Origin of the sequence: Nonomuraea salmonea, from assembly GCF_042428605.1 — a bacterium.
GTDB classification, from domain to species: domain Bacteria; phylum Actinomycetota; class Actinomycetes; order Streptosporangiales; family Streptosporangiaceae; genus Nonomuraea; species Nonomuraea salmonea.
The window spans coordinates 140,807-158,207 of sequence record NZ_JBHMCF010000019.1; the positions used below are offsets into that span (position 1 = coordinate 140,807).

The window sequence follows — 17,401 nt, forward strand, 5'->3', positions numbered from 1 at the left end:
CAGGAAACACGGATGTCATCCGCCGATCACGACAATGACGGCATGACGACGATTCGCCCTCTTGAGGACAAGGACCTGCCGGCCGTCGCCGGCATCTACGCCCACTACGTGACGGCGACCGCGGTGACCTTCGACGAGACGCCCCCTGAGCTCGCCGACTGGCGGGCCAAGGCGGCGGCCGTCGCGGCGGCGGGGCTGCCGTTCCTGGTGACCGAGGTGGACGGCGAAATCGCCGGGTACGCCTACCTCGCCCAATACCGCCCGAAGCCCGCCTACCGCCACACCTTGGAGGACAGCATCTACCTGGCCCCCGCGTACACCGGCAAGGGCCTGGGCGGGCGGCTGCTGGGCGAGCTGATCGGGCGGGCCCGCGAGACGCACGCCAGGCAGCTCGTCGCGGTGATCGCGGACGCGGGCGACCCGTCGTCGGCGCGGCTGCACGAGAAGTTCGGCTTCCGCGCGGCGGGCCGGCTGAGCGGGGTGGGATTCAAGCTGGGCCGCTGGGTCGACACCGCGCTCTTCCAGCTGGATCTGCGCGCCACCTGACTCACTTGGGCCCGGGCGGTCCGACCACCCGGCAAACTTCGGCAGGATAGGGGTGTGAGCCTACTCGTTGACCGCCTGCCCGAAGACCTCGACGCCGATCCCGACGCCATCTTCGACGCGTTCGTCGCGTGGAACGCCGAGCGGGGGCTCACCCTCTATCCCGCCCAGGAAGAGGCCCTCATCGAGGTGGTCTCCGGCAACAACCTGATCCTGGCCACGCCGACGGGGTCGGGCAAGTCGCTGGTGGCGGCGGGCGCCCACTTCACGGCGCTGACGCGCGACATGCGCACGTTCTACACCGCGCCGATCAAGGCCCTGGTGTCGGAGAAGTTCTTCGACCTGTGCGCCGTCTTCGGCACCGAGAACGTCGGCATGATGACCGGCGACGCCAGCGTCAACCCGGGCGCGCCGATCATCTGCTGCACGGCCGAGATCCTCGCCAACGTGGCGCTGCGCGACGGCGCCGCAGCCGACATCGGCCAGGTCGTGATGGACGAGTTCCACTTCTACGCCGAGCCCGACCGGGGCTGGGCCTGGCAGGTGCCGCTGCTCGAGCTGCCCAACGTGCAGTTCGTGCTGATGTCGGCGACGCTCGGCGACGTCACGAGGTTCAAGGACGACCTGACCCGCCGCACCGGGCGGGAGACCGCGGTGGTCAAGCACGCGGAGCGGCCGGTCCCGCTGGTCTACTCCTACCGCATGACGCCGCTGCACGAGACGCTCGAAGAGATGCTCAGCACCGGCCAGGCGCCCGTCTACGTCGTGCACTTCACGCAGGCCGCGGCTATGGAGCGGGCCCAGGCGCTGATGTCGATCAACATGGCGACCCGCGAGGAGAAGGACGCGATCGCCGCGATGATCGGCGGCTTCCGCTTCACCACCCGCTTCGGCCGGGCGCTGTCGCGGCTGGTGCGCCACGGCATCGGCGTCCACCACGCCGGCATGCTGCCGAAATACCGGCGCCTCGTCGAGCGGCTGGCCCAGGCCGGGCTGCTCAAGGTCATCTGCGGCACCGACACGCTGGGCGTGGGCGTCAACGTGCCGATCCGCACGGTGCTGTTCACCGCCCTGTCGAAGTACGACGGCAACAAGGTGCGCAGGCTGCGGGCCCGCGAGTTCCACCAGATCGCCGGCCGGGCCGGGCGCGCGGGCTTCGACACCATCGGCTACGTCGCCTGCCAGGCCCCCGAGCACGACATCGAGAACGCCAAGGCGCTGGCCAAGATCGGCGACGACCCCAAGCGGCGGCGCGGTTACGCCCGCAAGAAGCCGCCGGAGGGGTTCGTGGGCTGGAGCGAGGACACCTTCGTCAAGCTCCAGGAGGCCGAGCCCGAGCCGCTCACCTCGCGCTTCAAGGTGAGCAACGCGATGCTGCTCGCGGTCATCAACCGGCCGGGCGACTGCTTCCAGGCGATGAAGCACCTGCTGACCGACAACCACGAAGACCGCAAGTGGCAGCGGCGGCACATCAGCCAGGCCATCGCGATCTACCGGTCGCTGCTGGCGGGCGGCATCGTGCAGCAGTTCCCCGAGCCCGACGAGCAGGGCCGCAGGGCCAGGCTGACGATCGAGCTGCAGGAGGACTTCGCGCTCAACCAGGCGCTGTCCACGTTCGCGCTGGCGGCGTTCGAGCTGCTCGACCGCGAGTCGCCGTCGTACGCGCTCGACATGGTCTCCATCGTCGAGTCCATCCTCGACGACCCGCGCCAGATCCTGTCGGCCCAGCTGAAGAAGGCCAGGGGCGAGGCCGTCGCGCAGATGAAGGCCGACGGCATCGAGTACGAAGAGCGCATGGAGCAGCTGGCCGAGGTCATGTACCCGATGCCGCTCGACGACCTGCTGCTCGGCGCCTACGAGACCTACCGGCGCGGGCACCCGTGGGTGGCCGACTACACGGTCAGCCCGAAGTCGGTGGTGCGCGACATGTACGAGCGGGCGATGACGTTCGCCGAGTACATCCAGTTCTACGAGCTGGCCCGCTCCGAGGGCACGGTGCTGCGCTACCTCGCCGACGCCTACCGCACGTTGTCGCGTACGGTGCCCGAGCACCTCAAGACCGACGACCTGGTCGACCTCATCGAGTGGCTGGGCGAGCTGGTGCGGCAGGTCGACTCCTCGCTGATCGACGAGTGGGAGAAGCTGACCAACCCGGCGGCGGCGCTGGAGGAGCAGCAGCAGCTCGAGGCCAAGGTGCGGCCGGTCACCGGCAACCCGCGGGCCTTCAGGGTGCTGGTGCGCAACGCGATGTTCCGGCTGGTCGAGCTGTGCGCGCTGGAGAAGGAGGAGGAGCTGGAGGAGCTGGCTCCCGACGTCGACTGGGGTGCGGCGCTCGACGCGTACTACGACGAGCACGAGGAGATCCACACCGACGCCGACGCGCGCGGGCCCGCGCTGCTGCGCATCGAGGAGGAGAGCGGGCTGTGGAAGGTGCGCCAGACGATCAAGGATCCGGCCGGCGACGGCGACTGGGGCATCGACGCCCAGGTCGATCTGGCCGCATCCGATGAGGAGGGCCGGGCGGTCCTGCACGTTCAGGGGCTCAACCGGCTGTAGAAGGGCCGAAAGATGAGAACAAGCCGTGTGCCGGAACGGACTGGCAAGGGCGTCCCGGCACCGGCCTGTCACTTTCAGTGTCGGCCGGAAAAGGTCGGGGATGTGTCATCATCATGTCTCAAGATCGAGACATTCCCCGCATCGGCCGGTCGCCGATAGTGCGATCTTCCAGGTCGGGCCGGTGATAAGGCGTGGCGGCGACGTCACGATCCACGACAAAATGGGCCGGTGAACGACGAAGAGATCAGGCGTGTCCTCGGGCTGCTCTACCAGGACGACACGTTGCGTACGTTCGCCTCACTCGTGCTGGGGCATCCCGGCGGCCACTCCCCCGAGGCGCTGCGCAAGCTGGCGGCCGGCGGGCTGGCCGCGTGCGACGAGAGCGGCAACTGGCACGCCACCCCTGAGCGCTTCCGCGACCTGCTGCGCTCGCGCGCCGAGCCGGCCGCGCAGCTGAGCCAGGAGGAACGGGTGCTGCGCACGTTCCTGGTGGACGGGCGGCTGACGACCCTGACGATGCGCCGCGACAAGCGGCTCGTCCTGCTGCGCTACATCGCGCGCGTCTTCGAGCCCGGCGTCCGCTACCCGGAGAAGGACGTCGACGTCGCCCTGCGCGCCTTCCACGACGACCACGCCGCCCTGCGCCGCTATCTGGTGGACGAGGGCCTGCTGTCCCGCGAGGACAACGTCTATTGGCGCAGCGGCGGCCCGGTCGAGATCTGAGAGCCCCTTGCCGGCGTCAGCCGCCGGAGATGTCGGACTCGGCGTCGGCGCCGGGGATCGGGCAGTCCCACGGGTCGTCCAGCCAGCCGTCGGGCAGGAGCACCTTCGACCGCTCCCCCGACTTGCCGCGCGGCGTGTCGGTGTTGGGCGGCCACGGCTGGTCGCGCTCCAGCTTCGCCAGCCCGGCGCGCAGCCCGTCGAGCGACTCGGCCGTGGCCAGCTCGCGCCGCAGCTCACTGCCGACCGTGAACCCCTTGAGATACCAGCCGACGTGCTTGCGGAAGTCGGCCACGGCGTAGCGCTCGATGTCGAAGCACTCCGCCAGGCCCTCGGCGTGCCGCTCCATGACGTCGGCGACCTCGCCCAGCGTCGGCGTGGCCCGCTCGGAGCCGCCGTTGAAGGCGTTCTCGAGGTCGCGGAACAACCAGGGCCGCCCCAGGCAGCCGCGCCCCACCACGACGCCGTCGCAGCCGGTGCGGGCCACCATCCTGAGCGCGTCGTCGGCGCACCAGATGTCGCCGTTGCCCAGCACGGGGATCTCCGGCACCGCCTCCTTCAGCCGGGCGATGGCCTCCCAGTCGGCGACGCCGCCGTAGTGCTGCCGGGCCGTGCGGGCGTGCAGCGCGATCGCCGCCACCCCCTCCTCGGCGGCGATCCGGCCGGCGTCGAGGTAGGTGAGGTGGTCGTCGTCGATGCCCTTGCGCATCTTCATCGTCACGGGCAGCGACCCGGCGTTCGCGACCGCCTCGCGCAGGATGCGCCGCAGCAGATTCCGCTTGTACGGCAGCGCCGACCCGCCGCCCCGCCGGGTCACCTTGGGCACCGGGCAGCCGAAGTTGAGATCGACGTGGTCGGCGAGGTCCTCCTCGGCGATCATCCGGACCGCCCGCCCGACCACGGCCGGATCGACGCCGTAGAGCTGGATGCTCCTGGGCCGCTCCGACTCGGCGAACCTGATCATCCGCAACGTCTTCGGATTGCGCTCGACCAGCGCCCGCGTAGTGATCATCTCGCACACGAACAGCCCCGCGCCCTGCTCGCGGCAGAGCACGCGGAACGGCGCGTTCGTGATGCCCGCCATCGGCGCCAGCACCACCGGGGGCCACACCCCGATCGGCCCAATCTTCACCCCGTCAGTTGTAGCGCAGGTCAGGCCGTAACCGGTATTCCGCCGATAGTCTGTGATCGGCATCTTCGGTTGAGGGGGATGGATGCTTCTTCGCGTACGCCTCACGCTGCCCGACAGGCCGGGCGCGCTGGCGCAGGTGACCAAGGCCCTGGGTGCGGCGGGGGCCGACATCACCCAGGTGACCGTGCTCGAACGAGGCGACGGCCGGGCGGTCGACGACATCACGGTCTACTGCCCCGACGGCACCTCCAGGCAGGAGCTGGTCAAGAGCTTCGAAAGCCTCGAAGGCGTGACCGTCGACGGCGTCTGGCCCACCCGCGAGGCGCCCGGCACCTACCCGGAGCTGGAGATACTCAAATACATCACCGCGGCGGGCGACCGGGCGCTGACCACGCTCATCGACTCGCTGCCCGTGCTGTTCAGCGCCGACTGGGCGGCCACCGCCGCCGAGGGCCGCATCGTGTACGCGAGCTGGCGCGCGCCCGAGGACTTCACCGTCCCCGCCGAGACGCCCGCCCGGCCGACGGCGCTGACCGTCGAGGGCGGCCTGCACCTGATCCACGCGCCGCTGCCGCCGCTGGCGCTCTCCCTCATCCTCGGCCGCAGCGAGGGCCCCGCCTTCCACCGCATCGAGGTCCACCGCCTCACGCGGATCCTCGAGATCTTCCTGAGCCTCCCCGCGACCGAGCGAAGTGTGGCCCGCCAGCTCCGCAAGTAAGCATCCGGTCCGGAAACGCGCTATTGTTAACCACGCAACAGCGCGGAAGTGGCTCAGTGGTAGAGCATCACCTTGCCAAGGTGAGGGTCGCGGGTTCGAATCCCGTCTTCCGCTCGGAGAGGGGTTTGACTCGGTGGCGTGGCCGAGAGGCGAGGCAGCGGCCTGCAAAGCCGTCCACACGGGTTCAAATCCCGTCGCCACCTCCAAGGACGATTAGCTCAGCGGGAGAGCGCTTCCCTGACACGGAAGAGGTCACTGGTTCAATCCCAGTATCGTCCACCACCTCTCAGAAAACCCCCGGCCGCTCGGCGGCCGGGGGTTTTCTCGTGGGAGGGGCGCGACCGCCGCGTGATCTTTCCCACGGCGGCGGGAGGGGGATGCCCGCCGCGCGGGGTTCGTCCTGCGGCGGTGGGGAGGGGTCGCCCGAGCCCACCGCATGGGGGTCTCCCCCGGGGTCACTGGCCGGCGAGGCCGGTGTGGGCGACGCCGCGGATGATCTGGCGCTGGAAGAGCACGAAGACGATCAGCAGCGGCAGCCCGGCCAGCACCACCGAGGCCATGATCTGCGCGTACCGCAGGCCGAAGGTGCCCTGCACGACGTTCGCCAGGCCCACCGGGAGCGTCATCGTGTTCGGGTCGGTCGAGACGAGGAACGGCCAGAGGAAGTTGTTCCAGGTGCTGATGAACGTGAAGATCGACACCGCCGCCAGCACCGGCCGCGACAGCGGCAGCACGATGGTGAAGAACACCCGCCACCGCCCCGCCCCGTCCACGAACGCCGCCTGCTCCAGCTCCTCAGGCACGTCCTGGAAGAACTTGACCAGGATGTAGACGATCAGCGGCGCCGCCACCTGCGGCAGGATGATCGCCCACCAGGTGTCCACCAGGCCGAAGGCGACCATCTCGGCGAACAGCGGCGCGATCAGCACCTGCGGCGGCACCATGATGCCCGCCAGGATGAGCCCCAGCAGCGCCCGCCGCCCCTTGAACCGCGTGCGCGCGAACCCGTACGCCGCCATCGCCGAGAACAGCACGGTCAGGAACGTCACCGCCACCGCCGTGACCGTCGAGTTGATCGCCCACTTGACGATCCCGCCGGTGCCGAGGACCAGCCCGTACGACTCCAGCGTGAGCGTGCTGCCGAACCACTCCAGCGGCAGCTTCGTGGTCTCCGACTCCGGCTTGAGCGACGTGGCCACGGCCCACGCGATCGGGGCGAGCCACAGCACCGCCAGCACCAGCGCGGCCACCAGCAGGACGAACTGGCTGAAGCTGAACCGCTTGGTCACGACGCGACCTCCTCGCGCTTGCGGAACAGCCGGAGCTGCGCCAGGGAGACGATGACGATGAGGGCGAACAGGATGTACGACACGGCCGAGGCGTAACCGGTGCGGTAGCCGGTGAAGCCGATGTCGTAGGCGTACTCGATGATCGACCGGGTGGCGTCCTCGGGGCCGCCGCCGGTCATCAGGTAGATCTGGTCGAACACCTTCAGCGAGGCCACGAGCTGCAGCACCACGATGAGCGCCGTGGTGCGGCGGAGCATCGGCAGGGTGATCGAGCGCAACTTGTCCCAGGCGTTGGCGCCGTCGATGGCGGCGGCCTCGTACAGGTGCTGGGGGATGGACTGCAGGGCGGCGAGATAGAGCAGGAAGTTGAAGCCGACCGTCCACCACACGGTGGTCAGCACCACCGACCACATGGCCAGCGACGGGTCGCCCAGCCACACGATGTCGGTGCCGAGCGTGCCGTTGATCAGGCCGTACTCGGGCGGGTAGATCATCTGCAGCCACAGGATCGACACCACGGCCGACGGCAGCAGGAACGGCCCGAAGAACGACAGCCGCCACAGCCACTGCATGAACCGCAGGTGGTGCACCAGCAGCGCGAGCACCAGGCCGAGCAGGACCAGCGGGATCGTGCTGAGCACGGTGAAGACGAGCGTGTTCCACAGCGAGCGCCACATGCGCGGGTCGGCGAACGCCTCGGCGTAGTTGCCGAAGCCGATGAAGTGGTCGTTGCCGCCCGCGACGTTGACGCTGGAGAAGCTCATCTGGAAGCCGAGCAGTGTCGGCCAGACCAGGAAGACCAGGTAGATCAGCAGGAACGGGGCCACGAACAGCAGGCCGTGCTCCGTCCAGCCGCGCCGGACCTTCGACTTCACGGCCGCGACGGCGGTCGCGGTGGGCGCGACGGTGGCGGTCATGAGCGCTCCTCGGCGTCCTCGGCGGGGAAGGGGTTCGGGGCCGACAGCAGCCGGTTCAGCGACGCCTTGGCGGCGGCCAGGCCCTGCTCGGGGCTGCGCTCGCCGCTGATGACGGGCGAGAACGCCTCGCCGAACTCGATCCACATGCGCGAGGCCGAGCCGGCGAACCACGCCTGCGGGTCCAGGGCGACCTCCGTGATGACCGAGCGGTACTCCGACTGCGGGTCCAGCGCCAGGTAGTCGGGCTCCTCCAGCGCCGGCAGGTACGCGGGCACGTGCCCGGCGACCGCCCAGTCGGCGCTGTTCCTGACCAGGTAGGCGATGAAGCGGTAGGTGGCCCGCTCGATCTCGGGGTCCCTGCTGCGCTGGTGGGGCAGGACGAACGCGTGACAGTCGGCCTGCGCCGCGCCGCTGCCGAAGACGCTGGGGAAGCGGGTCATGCTGAACGGCGTGCCGCGCTCCTTCAGCCCGGTGATCTCCCAGTCGCCGTTCCACAGGAACGCCGCCTCGCCGTTGGTGAACTTGGCGACGGAGGCGCCGTAGTCCGTACGCGGGTCGCACAGCCCTTCCTGCCCGAGCCGCTGCATCAGCCACAGCGCCTCCAGCGCCTTGGCGTCGTCGATGGCGATCGCCGTGTTGTCGGGTGTCAGCAGCGTGCCGCCGCTCTGCCCGTACAGCGAATACCACACCCGCCACGGGCCGACCGTGCCGAGGCCGAGCGCGTCCATGGTGAGCGGCGGCTTGCCGCCCATGGCCTCCTTGGCCTTGGTCAGCATGGCGATCAGCTCGTCCACGCCCGTGGTGGGCCGCAGCTTGCCGTCCGCGCCGAGCAGCCCGGCCTTCTCGCAGACGTCGGTGTTGTAGTACTGCACCATCGGGTGGGCGTCGAGCGGGACGGCGTACAGGACGCCGTCGAGGTGGGCGCGTTCCCAGATGGGCGGGCTGAAGTCGGCGGCCTTCAGGCCGGCCTCCTCCAGCAGTTTCGTGTCGATGGGGTCGAGGATGCGCCCGGCGCCGATGCCGGCCAGCCGGGCGAGGTGGAACGTGGCGAGGTCGGGCGAGCGTCCGCCGGCGCCGGCCATGGCGATCTTCGTGTAGTAGGGCTCGCCCCACTGGAGCACGTTCTCCTCGACGAAGACGTCGGGGTTCTCCTTGCCGAACGCGTTGACCATCCCGTTCATCGTGATGCCGTCGCTGGCGCCGAGGAAGTGCCAGTACCTGATGCGGGTCTGGGACGAGCCGAACCCCACGGGGAGCGCGCATCCCGACGCGGCGGCGGCGATCAGGGCGAGGCCGCCGCCGAGGAGGTGCCGGCGGTTGATATGAGGGGGACCGTGCACTGGATGGCCTCTTCCTTACACCGAGCTGTGGTCTTGGAAAGGGCAGGTGAGGGCAGCAAGAGGGCCTCCCGTCGGAGGCGGACAGGCGGCACGTCCGGGTCGCGGCGGCCGCCGTGCGCACCCCGGTGTTTCGCCGGGGTTACCCGAGTGTTAGCGGTAACAAGCGGCCTGTCAAGGGCCCTCTGGCAACCGCTTACCAGCTCTTGACCTGGCCTGTGATAGCGCTAACAATCGGAGGCACGTAACGTCGCGGAAACCCAGGGAGTCTCCCCCGTGCACCACGCCAGCCTCACCCTCGACCCGGCCTTCAAGGTCGCCCCCGTGCGCCGCCGCACGTTCGGCACGTTCGTGGAGCACCTCGGGCGGTGCGTCTACACCGGCATCTACGAGCCCGGGCACCCGCTGGCCGACGACGACGGCTTCCGCCGTGACGTCCTGGAGCTGACCAGGGAGCTGGGCGTGTCCACCGTCCGCTACCCCGGCGGCAACTTCGTCTCCGGCTACCGCTGGGAGGACGGCATCGGCCCCAAGGACCGGCGGCCCCGCCGGCTCGACCTGGCCTGGCGCAGCACGGAGACCAACGAGGTGGGCGTGGACGAGTTCGTCCTGTGGTGCCGCAAGGCGGGGGTGGAGCCCATGATGGCGCTCAACCTCGGCACGCGCGGCATCGCCGAGGCGCTCGACCTCCTCGAATACTGCAACCACCCGTCCGGCACGGCCCTGTCGGACCTGCGGGTGAGCCACGGCGCCAAGGAGCCGCACGGCATCAGGATGTGGTGCCTGGGCAACGAGCTGGACGGGCCCTGGCAAACCGGCCACAAGACGGCCCGCGAGTACGGCCGGCTGGCCGCCGAGACCGCCCGCGCGATGCGGATGGTGGACCCGGGGCTCGAACTGGTGGCGTGCGGCAGCTCCAGCTCCAGCATGCCGACGTTCGGCGCGTGGGAGGCGGAGGTGCTGGAGGAGACGTACGAGCTGGTCGACTACATCTCCTGCCACGCCTACTACGAGGAGCACGACGGCGACCTCGGCAGCTTCCTGGCCAGCGACACCGACATGCAGTACTTCATCTCCTCGGTGGTGGCCACCGCCGACCACGTCGGGGCGCGGCTGAAGTCGCGCAAGCGGATCGACCTCTCCTTCGACGAGTGGAACGTGTGGTACCAGTCCCGCTTCAGGGACGCCGGCACCCCCGACGACTGGCCGGTCGCGCCGCCGCTGCTGGAGGACCACTACCACCTGGCCGACGCGGTGACGTTCGGCGGGCTGCTGATCACGCTGCTGCGCAACAGCGACCGGGTGACCGCCGCCTCGCTGGCGCAGCTCGTCAACGTGATCGCGCCCATCATGACCGAGCCGGGTGGGCGGTCCTGGCGGCAGACCACGTTCCACCCGTTCGCGCAGGCCTCCCGGTACGCGTCCGGCGACGTGCTGCGGGTGGAGCCGGTGTCGCCGCTGTACGAGACGGCGGCGTACGGGGAGGTGCCGCTGGTGCACGCGGTGGCCACGCACGACGCGGACGGCACGACGGTGTTCGCCGTCAACCGCTCGGTGGACGGGCCGCTGTCGCTGGAGATCGACGCGCGGGCGCTGGGCGCGGTGCGGGTCGTCGAGGCGACCACGCTGACCGACCCCGACGTCTACGCCCGCAACACCGCCGACGAGCCGGACCGGATCACGCCCAGGCCGAACCGGGACGTCGAGCAGGACCCGCTGCGCGTGCTGCTGCCGCCGGTCTCCTGGAACGTGATCCGCCTGGCCTCCTGAGCGCCCGCCGCCTCAGGCGGGAAGGGCACCGTGGCGGACCCGTGGCGGACCCGTGGCGGCCCGGGCGGGCTCAGGCGGGTGCGGTGCTGTCGCGGACCACCAGCTCGGGCTCGATCAGGCGGCGGCTCTCGGGCTCGGCCCCGGCCATGCGGTCGAGCAGCATGTGGAAGGCGTGCCTGCCGACCTCACGGAAGTCCTGCCGCACGGTGGTCAGCGGCGGCCAGAAATAGGCGGACTCGGGGATGTCGTCGAAGCCCGCCACGCTGACGTCCTCAGGCACCCGCCTGCCTGCCTCGCGCAGCGCCCGCAGCACGCCGAGCGCCATCTGGTCGTTGGCCACGAACACGGCCGTGACCTCGGGCTCCTCCGCCAGGCGGCGGCCGAGCTGGTAGCCGGATCTGGCGCTCCAGTCGCCGCGCAGCACGTCGGGCACCGGCCGCCCGGCCGCCTCCAGCACGCCGCGCCAGCCGTCGATGCGGCCGTTGGCGTCGAGCCAGTCGGCCGGGCCCGCGACGTGCCACACCGTACGGTGGCCGAGGTCGAGCAGGTGGCGGGTGACGCGGGCGGCGCCGGCGACCTGGTCGACCTTCGCCACCGGGACGGGGATGTCGTCGGCGGCGTCGACCGCGACGACCGGCATCTCGGGCGGCAGGTGGCGCAGCCCGTCGGCGGCCGACTCGTGGGGCGCGACGATGATCACGCCGTCGACCGCCTGGGTGCGCAGCCGCTGCACGCCCTCCTCCATGGAGGTGCGGTTGAGCGAGCTGAGGCTGGCGATGGAGACGTTGTAGCCGGCGTGGCGGGCGGCCTGCTCGATGCAGTAAAGCGTGGTGGCCGGGCCGTAGAGCGTGGTGTCGATGCTGACCACGCCGAGCACGCCGGAGCGTCCTGTGACGAGCTGGCGGGCCGCCTGGTTGGGGCGGTAGTCCAGCTCGCGTACGGCGGCCAGGACGCGGGCCCTGGTCTCGGCGCGTACGCGGTCGGGTGTGTTGAGCACCCGTGAGACGGTCATGGTGGAGACACCGGCGAGCACGGCGACGTCCATGAGCACCGCAGGCCGGCCGGGTTTGGATTTCACCACGGCTCACCCCCCTTAGCGGTAACGCTAACAGGCGGAACGCGCGAGCGCGCGAACGCAGCCCCCCGTCACGAGGGGGTCCCGCGTCAGGAGGGGGTCCTATCCCGCTCCGCCGGGCGTTCTCAGCTAACTACCAGGAACGGAGAGTAACCTGCGTCGGCATGAATGCGCCGAGGAGGACGAACAATGTGCTGGTCACGGCCCTGAGGCGCGGTGCGCGACGCCGCGGCGAGAGCTCCGGCCCTGTCTGCGGCCCTGTCTGCGGCCCTGTCTGCGGCCCTGTCTCGGGCCCTGTCTGCGGCTCTGTCTCCGGCTCTGTCTGCGGCCGGGGGTGCGGCAGATGAGGATCCGCTACCTCCTGCTGCACGCGTACGGCATGGGCGGCACGGTCAAGACCGTGATCAGCCAGGCGAACGCGATGGCCGCCGCCGGGCACGACGTGGAGCTGGTGAGCCTCGTACGCCGCCGCGAGCGGCCGCACTTCGCCGTCGATCCGCGGATCACCGTCACCACGCTGGTGGACCAGCGCGGCGGCCGGGTGCCGGACTCGCTGGCCCGGCGGGCCTGGCGGCGGGTGCGCGGGAAGGTGGTGCCGCGCGGCGAGTTCTCGGCCGGCTACTTCACCGAGCGGGTCGAGTGGGCGGCGATGGAGTACTGCGCGGGGCTGCGCGACGGCATCCTCGTCACCAGCCGGCCCGCGCTCAGCCTGATCGCCGCCCGCCGCGCCGGCAAGCCGGTGATCAAGGTCGCCCAGGAGCACATGAACCTGTCGGCCTATCCCGAGACGATCCGCAAGGAGATCGCCCGCCACTACGCCGCCTTCGACGCGATCACCGTGCTGACCAGGGCGAACCTGCGGGACTTCCGGCGGCTCCTGCCGGCGACCCCGGTCGTGCGGATCCCCAACGCCGTGCCGACCGCGAAGCGTGAGCGATCAGGTCAGAACGCGCCGGTCGTGGTGGCGGCCGGGCGGCTGGTGCCGCAGAAGGGGTTCGACCTGCTGATCAAGGCGTTCGCGCAGGTGGTGGCCGAGCATCAGGAGTGGCGGCTGCGGATCTTCGGCACCGGGCCGCGCCAGGGCGAGCTGGCGGGCCTGATCGAGCAGCACGGGCTGGCCGAGCACGTGTCGCTGGCGGGACGTACCGGGCGGATGGACAAGGAGCTGGCCGGCGCCTCGGTCTACGCGGTCAGCTCCCGGTACGAGGGGCTGCCGATGACGATGATCGAGGCGATGTCGCACGGGCTGCCCGTCGCCGCCTTCGACTGCCCCACCGGGCCGGGCGACGTGCTGACCGACGGGGTGGACGGCCTGCTGGTACCGCCCGAGGACGTGGACGCGCTGGCCGAGGCGCTGCGCCGGCTGATCGCCGACCGGGAGCTGCGGGTGAGCATGGGGAAGGCGGCCCGGCGGACCGCGCGGGCGTACGCGGCCGAGCACGTGATGCCGGTGTGGGAGGACCTGTTCGCTGAGCTGGCGGCGGGCGAGCGAATCGGCGACACCTTCTGGCCGGCCCACTGACCCCGACCCACTGACCCCCTGGCCCACCACTGACCCGACCGGCTGACCACCTGGCCGGCCACTGAGCCCGGCCGGCTGGCCTTCTGCGCGGCCACCGACCGGCCGGCTGAGCCCCTGCCCTGGCCGACCGGTTCTGGCTCTCCCCCGGGCCTTGGCCCTCCCACGGCCATGGCAGGCCCGCCGGCTGGCTTTCCGGGCAAAAGATTTACCTCCCGATTTTTCCGGAAAAATCGGGGTTTCTGGATACTCCTGTCTAAAACTTCCCTTATTTCGGCAAAAGCAGGCTCAAGAGGGCGGCACTCTGGGCCGCATGCGTGACCGGAAAGCTTTTCTGACTGCCATGGCAGGCGCACTTGCCCTGGTCACAGGGCTCACGGCGCCGGCCCAGGCCACCACGACCACCGCCGCACCCGCCGCTCCCACCGTCCGCCAGGACGCTCCCGCCGTGTACGGGCGGGCCGCGTACCTGATGGACGCGAGCTCCGGCGACGTGCTGCTCGACAAGGCCGGCGGCAAGCGCATGCCGATCGCCAGCCTCACCAAGACCATGACCGCGTACGTGGTGCTGAAGACCGCCAAGCCCACCGACGTCGTACGGATCAAGGCGGCGGACGTCGCGTACGCGGAGGACGGCGGCGGCACCACCGCGGACCTGCGTCCCGGCGACCGCATCACGGTCGGCGAGCTGCTCTACGGCCTGATGCTGCCCTCGGGCGCGGACGCCGCCCACGCGCTGGCCCGCACGTACGGACCGGGCGTGCAGGGCTTCGTCGCCAGGATGAACGCGACCGCCCGCGAGCTGGGCATGAACGACACCGAGTACGTCAACGCCGACGGCCTGCCCACCCCGGCGGGCGACGGATATTCCACCGCCAGGGACCAGGCCGTGCTGGCCGCCGCGGCGCTGAAGGTGCCGCTCATCAAGGAGGTCGCCGGGACCCGCCGGCACTATCTCGACGGCACCGGCGAGCACCGCTCGTACGTGTGGCGCAACACCAACCGCCTCATCGGCACGTCGGACGCGATCGGGCTCAAGACCGGGTTCACCCGGGCGGCGGGCTACTGCCTGGCGTTCGCGAGCGAGCGCGACGGCCGGCCGCTGGTGGGCGTGCTGCTCGGCGAGTCGAGCTCGAGCCGCCGCTTCGGCACCGCCGAGGAGCTGCTGACCTGGGGCTCCGCCCAGCAGCGCGCCTGAGTCTCAGCGCACGCCGCGAGGCCGGAACTGGATGCTGATGCGGGGCCCCGCGGGGCGGCCCGTCTTGGGGATGGCGTGTTCCCACGTGCGCTGGCAGCTTCCGCCCATCACGATGAGGTCGCCGTGGCCGAGGTCGTGGCGGATGGAGGGGCCGCCGCCGCGCGGGCGGAGCATGAGCGAGCGCGGGTCGCCGACCGACAGGATCGCGACCATGGTGTCCTCGGTGCCGCCCCGGCCGATGGTGTCGCCGTGCCAGGCCACGCTGTCGCGGCCGTCGCGGTAGAAGCAGAGCCCGGCGGTGCGGAACGGCTCGCCCAGCTCGTCGCCGTAGTGGGCGTCGAGTGCGCGCCTGGCGTCGTCGAGCACGGGGTCGGGCAGGGTGTCGCCCTCGCCGTAGAACGCGAGCAGGCGCGGCACGTCGACCACTCGGTCGTACATGCGGCGCCGCTCGGCCTGCCAGGGCACCTGCTCGGCCAGCCGCTCGAACAGCGTGTCGGCGCCGCTCAGCCAGCCGGGCCGCAGGTCGATCCAGGCGCCGTGGCCGAGGTGGGTGCGGCGGACCGAGCCCGCCAGGGGGCCCAGCCCGAGCTCCTCGTCGAAGCCGAGCAAAGATGCTTGGAACGCGGCTGTCATGGTGCCGAGTGTATGCCATTCTTCAAACACCCATTCGACTTGGGCGGAAGTGCCATACGCGGGGGCGCAGAGATGTCACGCTGGAAGCCGCCGGATATGAGTGGCATCGCCCCTTCGAGACCACAGCCGAGGCGCAGAGGCCACCCACCGCTCTCCCCCATGCGAAGGAGCAGGCCATGCTCACCACCGCCTACCTGCCTGGCGCCCCCTCCTGGCTCGACGTCACCACCCCCGACCTGGAGGCGTCCACCGCCTTCTACACCGGCCTGTTCGGCTGGGACTCCGTGTCGCTGGGCCCCGCCCACTCGGACTACCGCTTCTGCCAGCTAGGCGGGCGCACCGTGGCCGGCATCAGCCCGCATCTGCCGCCGGGCGGCCAGGCGGCCTGGCTGACCTACTTCCACACCCCCGAGGCCGACGCCGTCGCCAAGCAGGTCGAGCAGGCCGGGGGCAGGCTGCTGGCCGCGCCGCGGGACATCGAGGGGCAGGGGCGGATGGCGGTGTTCGCCGACCCTGCGGGCGCGTCGTTCGCCGTCTGGCAGCCGGGCGGCACCCCGGGGCTCGGGCTGGTCACCGAGCAGGGGTCGCTGTGCTGGGTCGAGCTGTTCAAGCCTGACCCCGGCGGCGTCAGGGACTTCTACCGGGCCGTGTTCGGCTGGCGGATCGAGGACCTGCCGATGGGCGGGGAGACCTATCCGGTGATCACGCCGGCCGAGGGCGACGAGTCGGCGTCCGTCGCGGGCATCGTCCGGCTGCCGGAGGGCGAGCGTGCGCACTGGCTGCCGTACTTCGAGGTGCCCGACTGCGACGCGACGGCGGCGCTGGCGCAGCGGCTCGGCGGCACGCTGCGGGGGCCCGCGACGAGCACGGAAGGGGTCGGGCGGATGGCGTTCGCCGCCGACCCGTTCGGCGCCGCGTTCGCGGTGATCACCAGCTCGGCCTGACCGGCGTCACAGCGGGCGGCGGCCCGCGAAGCCCAGCTCCGTACGGTGATACCAGCCCAGCTCGCGCTCGCCCTCGATCCAGCACAGCCGCACCGAGACACCGTCGAGCACGGCGGGGAAGTCGACGAGCACGGGCGCGATGCCCTTGACCTCGATGCCCTGCTCGCTCCAGCCGCTGACGATCTCCTCGATGCGCGCCTGCAGCCCCTTCAGCTCGGGCAGCCCGCCCCGCTCCGACCTACCGCCCGAGCGGCGGGCGAAGTCGATCTCGGCCAGGTCGGCGCGGGCGGCGATCACCCCGGCGGCGTCGTGGATGACGCCGGGGAGCAGCGCGCGGGCCTCGTCGAGGGTGAAGAGCCGGTCCATGCCCGACAACGTTAGCGGTTGGGCTCGTAGGCGTGGACGAGCAGGCGTTCTGCCTCGTCGAGGTAGCCGTCGAGGTAGGCGGCCGCCTCGTCGGGCCGGCCCGACTCGATGAGGCCGAGCAGCACGTGGTTGCGCTCGACGAACGGCTCGTGGAAGGCGCGCGGGTTCTCCATCACGTGGAAGACCAGCCGGAGCTCGGCGAAGAGCTGGCGCATGGCCTCGTCGATCCTGGGGCTCTCGTTGAGCGAGACCAGCGCCTGATGGAAGCGGATGTTGGCGGTGCCGACGCCCTGCCAGTCGTCCTGCGCGACCGCGCGCTCGGCGTCCTGGAGTGACTCCTTGATCAGGGCCAGCGCGCGGTCGGACGGCGGGCGGCGCACGGCGGCGCCTTCGAGCACGCGGCGGACGCGGTAGAGGTCGGAGACGTCCTCGGCGGACGGGAGCCGGACGAAGACGCCCCTGTTGAGCCGGTGGTCGAGCAGGCGTTCGTGGCCGAGCAGCCGGAACGCCTCGCGCAGCGTGTTGCGTGAGACGCCGAGCGCCTCGGAGATCGACTCCTCGGAAAGGCGCTGGCCGGGCTGGAAGAAGCCCTCGCTGATGCGGTCACGCAGGATGTCGGCCACCCGCTCGGCCGTGCTGCTGCGTCCCAGACGGGGCCGGTCCTGGGAGAGATCAGCGACCACG

16 protein-coding genes and 3 tRNA genes are annotated in these 17,401 nt (G+C 71.0%); 11 read left to right on the plus strand and 8 right to left on the minus strand.

The window, feature by feature from the left end; genetic code table 11:
- Positions 1 to 42: 42 nt before the first annotated feature.
- From ACFFR3_RS20475 to ACFFR3_RS20485, 3 genes are all read left to right on the plus strand, one after another.
- Positions 43 to 546 carry a GNAT family N-acetyltransferase gene (locus tag ACFFR3_RS20475; RefSeq protein WP_379483638.1) on the plus strand — a complete coding sequence of 168 codons (504 nt, stop codon included), beginning with the start codon at positions 43 to 45 and terminating at the stop codon, positions 544 to 546.
- A gap of 54 nt (positions 547 to 600) precedes the next feature.
- On the plus strand, positions 601 to 3,099 hold the full coding sequence (locus ACFFR3_RS20480; protein ID WP_345386549.1) for a DEAD/DEAH box helicase: 2,499 nt from the start codon (positions 601 to 603) through the stop codon (positions 3,097 to 3,099).
- Positions 3,100 to 3,327: 228 nt separating this feature from the next.
- Positions 3,328 to 3,822: a DUF2087 domain-containing protein gene (locus tag ACFFR3_RS20485; RefSeq protein WP_345386551.1), complete on the plus strand. Its 495-nt coding sequence runs from the start codon at positions 3,328 to 3,330 to the stop codon at positions 3,820 to 3,822.
- A 16-nt stretch (positions 3,823 to 3,838) separates the two neighbouring features.
- Here the strand turns inward: ACFFR3_RS20485 and dusB are convergent, their stop codons facing one another.
- Positions 3,839 to 4,951 carry a tRNA dihydrouridine synthase DusB gene (dusB, locus tag ACFFR3_RS20490; protein WP_345386553.1) on the minus strand — a complete coding sequence of 371 codons (1,113 nt, stop codon included), beginning with the start codon at positions 4,949 to 4,951 and terminating at the stop codon, positions 3,839 to 3,841.
- Between the two features lie 82 nt (positions 4,952 to 5,033).
- Here dusB and ACFFR3_RS20495 point away from each other — a divergent pair, with 82 nt between their 5' ends.
- The 4 genes from ACFFR3_RS20495 (at position 5,034) to ACFFR3_RS20510 (ending at position 5,951) form a co-directional block, all read left to right on the plus strand.
- Positions 5,034 to 5,669: an ACT domain-containing protein gene (locus ACFFR3_RS20495; RefSeq protein ID WP_379483639.1), complete on the plus strand. Its 636-nt coding sequence runs from the start codon at positions 5,034 to 5,036 to the stop codon at positions 5,667 to 5,669.
- Between the two features lie 42 nt (positions 5,670 to 5,711).
- Positions 5,712 to 5,783: transfer RNA gene (locus ACFFR3_RS20500), tRNA-Gly, on the plus strand.
- Positions 5,784 to 5,801: 18 nt separating this feature from the next.
- Positions 5,802 to 5,875, plus strand: a tRNA-Cys gene (locus ACFFR3_RS20505).
- 1 nt (position 5,876) lies between these two features.
- Positions 5,877 to 5,951 (plus strand) — tRNA-Val (locus ACFFR3_RS20510).
- Between the two features lie 173 nt (positions 5,952 to 6,124).
- On the opposite strand, the gene ACFFR3_RS20515 is transcribed toward ACFFR3_RS20510, so the two are convergent.
- From ACFFR3_RS20515 to ACFFR3_RS20525, 3 genes are read right to left on the minus strand one after another with little or no spacing between them, the layout of a single operon-like run.
- Positions 6,125 to 6,958 (minus strand): carbohydrate ABC transporter permease, encoded by an 834-nt coding sequence (locus ACFFR3_RS20515; RefSeq protein ID WP_364373435.1) that lies wholly within the window; start codon positions 6,956 to 6,958, stop codon positions 6,125 to 6,127.
- A complete protein-coding gene (locus ACFFR3_RS20520) occupies positions 6,955 to 7,875 on the minus strand; it encodes a carbohydrate ABC transporter permease (RefSeq protein ID WP_364556111.1) in 921 nt (306 codons plus the stop codon). The genes ACFFR3_RS20515 and ACFFR3_RS20520 overlap by 4 nt, the downstream gene beginning before the upstream one ends.
- Positions 7,872 to 9,215, minus strand: coding sequence for an extracellular solute-binding protein (locus tag ACFFR3_RS20525; protein WP_379483640.1), 1,344 nt, complete (start codon positions 9,213 to 9,215; stop codon positions 7,872 to 7,874). Before ACFFR3_RS20525 ends, ACFFR3_RS20520 begins: the two co-directional genes overlap by 4 nt.
- 273 nt (positions 9,216 to 9,488) lie before the next feature.
- On the opposite strand from ACFFR3_RS20525, the gene arfA reads away from it, so the two are divergent.
- A complete protein-coding gene (gene arfA / locus ACFFR3_RS20530; protein ID WP_379483641.1) occupies positions 9,489 to 10,982 on the plus strand; it encodes an arabinosylfuranosidase ArfA in 1,494 nt (497 codons plus the stop codon).
- Positions 10,983 to 11,052: 70 nt separating this feature from the next.
- Here the strand turns inward: arfA and ACFFR3_RS20535 are convergent, their stop codons facing one another.
- Entirely contained in the window at positions 11,053 to 12,063 is a 1,011-nt protein-coding gene (locus ACFFR3_RS20535; RefSeq protein ID WP_364373427.1) for a LacI family DNA-binding transcriptional regulator, read from the minus strand.
- A 337-nt stretch (positions 12,064 to 12,400) separates the two neighbouring features.
- On the opposite strand from ACFFR3_RS20535, the gene ACFFR3_RS20540 reads away from it, so the two are divergent.
- Both ACFFR3_RS20540 and ACFFR3_RS20545 read left to right on the plus strand, forming a co-directional pair.
- Positions 12,401 to 13,579, plus strand: a complete 1,179-nt coding sequence (locus tag ACFFR3_RS20540) for a glycosyltransferase family 4 protein (RefSeq protein ID WP_345386565.1) — start codon at positions 12,401 to 12,403, stop codon at positions 13,577 to 13,579.
- A 340-nt stretch (positions 13,580 to 13,919) separates the two neighbouring features.
- The gene (locus ACFFR3_RS20545; RefSeq protein ID WP_345386567.1) at positions 13,920 to 14,774 is read left to right on the plus strand and encodes a D-alanyl-D-alanine carboxypeptidase family protein; all 855 of its coding nucleotides are present in this window, start codon (positions 13,920 to 13,922) and stop codon (positions 14,772 to 14,774) included.
- Positions 14,775 to 14,777: 3 nt separating this feature from the next.
- Here ACFFR3_RS20545 and ACFFR3_RS20550 read toward each other — a convergent pair whose 3' ends face one another.
- On the minus strand, positions 14,778 to 15,407 hold the full coding sequence (locus ACFFR3_RS20550) for an alpha-ketoglutarate-dependent dioxygenase AlkB (protein WP_345386569.1): 630 nt from the start codon (positions 15,405 to 15,407) through the stop codon (positions 14,778 to 14,780).
- Positions 15,408 to 15,583: 176 nt separating this feature from the next.
- Here ACFFR3_RS20550 and ACFFR3_RS20555 point away from each other — a divergent pair, with 176 nt between their 5' ends.
- On the plus strand, positions 15,584 to 16,351 hold the full coding sequence (locus tag ACFFR3_RS20555) for a VOC family protein (RefSeq protein WP_379483642.1): 768 nt from the start codon (positions 15,584 to 15,586) through the stop codon (positions 16,349 to 16,351).
- Between the two features lie 6 nt (positions 16,352 to 16,357).
- On the opposite strand, the gene ACFFR3_RS20560 is transcribed toward ACFFR3_RS20555, so the two are convergent.
- Together ACFFR3_RS20560 and ACFFR3_RS20565 are read right to left on the minus strand one after the other, a co-directional pair.
- Positions 16,358 to 16,717, minus strand: coding sequence for a DUF2203 domain-containing protein (locus ACFFR3_RS20560; protein WP_345386574.1), 360 nt, complete (start codon positions 16,715 to 16,717; stop codon positions 16,358 to 16,360).
- An 11-nt stretch (positions 16,718 to 16,728) separates the two neighbouring features.
- Positions 16,729 to 17,400 carry a GntR family transcriptional regulator gene (locus ACFFR3_RS20565; protein WP_345386576.1) on the minus strand — a complete coding sequence of 224 codons (672 nt, stop codon included), beginning with the start codon at positions 17,398 to 17,400 and terminating at the stop codon, positions 16,729 to 16,731.
- Position 17,401 lies beyond the last annotated feature (1 nt).

What these genes read in the sequence shown, in the direction of transcription:
- ACFFR3_RS20475 (WP_379483638.1), top strand. Translation starts at nt 43, where the DNA reads ATGACGACGATTCGCCCTCTTGAGGACAAGGACCTGCCGGCCGTCGCC.
- ACFFR3_RS20495 (WP_379483639.1), top strand. Translation starts at nt 5,034, where the DNA reads ATGCTTCTTCGCGTACGCCTCACGCTGCCCGACAGGCCGGGCGCGCTG.
- ACFFR3_RS20520 (WP_364556111.1), bottom strand. Translation starts at nt 7,875, where the DNA reads ATGACCGCCACCGTCGCGCCCACCGCGACCGCCGTCGCGGCCGTGAAG.
- ACFFR3_RS20540 (WP_345386565.1), top strand. Translation starts at nt 12,401, where the DNA reads ATGAGGATCCGCTACCTCCTGCTGCACGCGTACGGCATGGGCGGCACG.
- ACFFR3_RS20545 (WP_345386567.1), top strand. Translation starts at nt 13,920, where the DNA reads ATGGCAGGCGCACTTGCCCTGGTCACAGGGCTCACGGCGCCGGCCCAG.
- ACFFR3_RS20550 (WP_345386569.1), bottom strand. Translation starts at nt 15,407, where the DNA reads ATGACAGCCGCGTTCCAAGCATCTTTGCTCGGCTTCGACGAGGAGCTC.
- ACFFR3_RS20555 (WP_379483642.1), top strand. Translation starts at nt 15,584, where the DNA reads ATGCTCACCACCGCCTACCTGCCTGGCGCCCCCTCCTGGCTCGACGTC.
- ACFFR3_RS20560 (WP_345386574.1), bottom strand. Translation starts at nt 16,717, where the DNA reads ATGGACCGGCTCTTCACCCTCGACGAGGCCCGCGCGCTGCTCCCCGGC.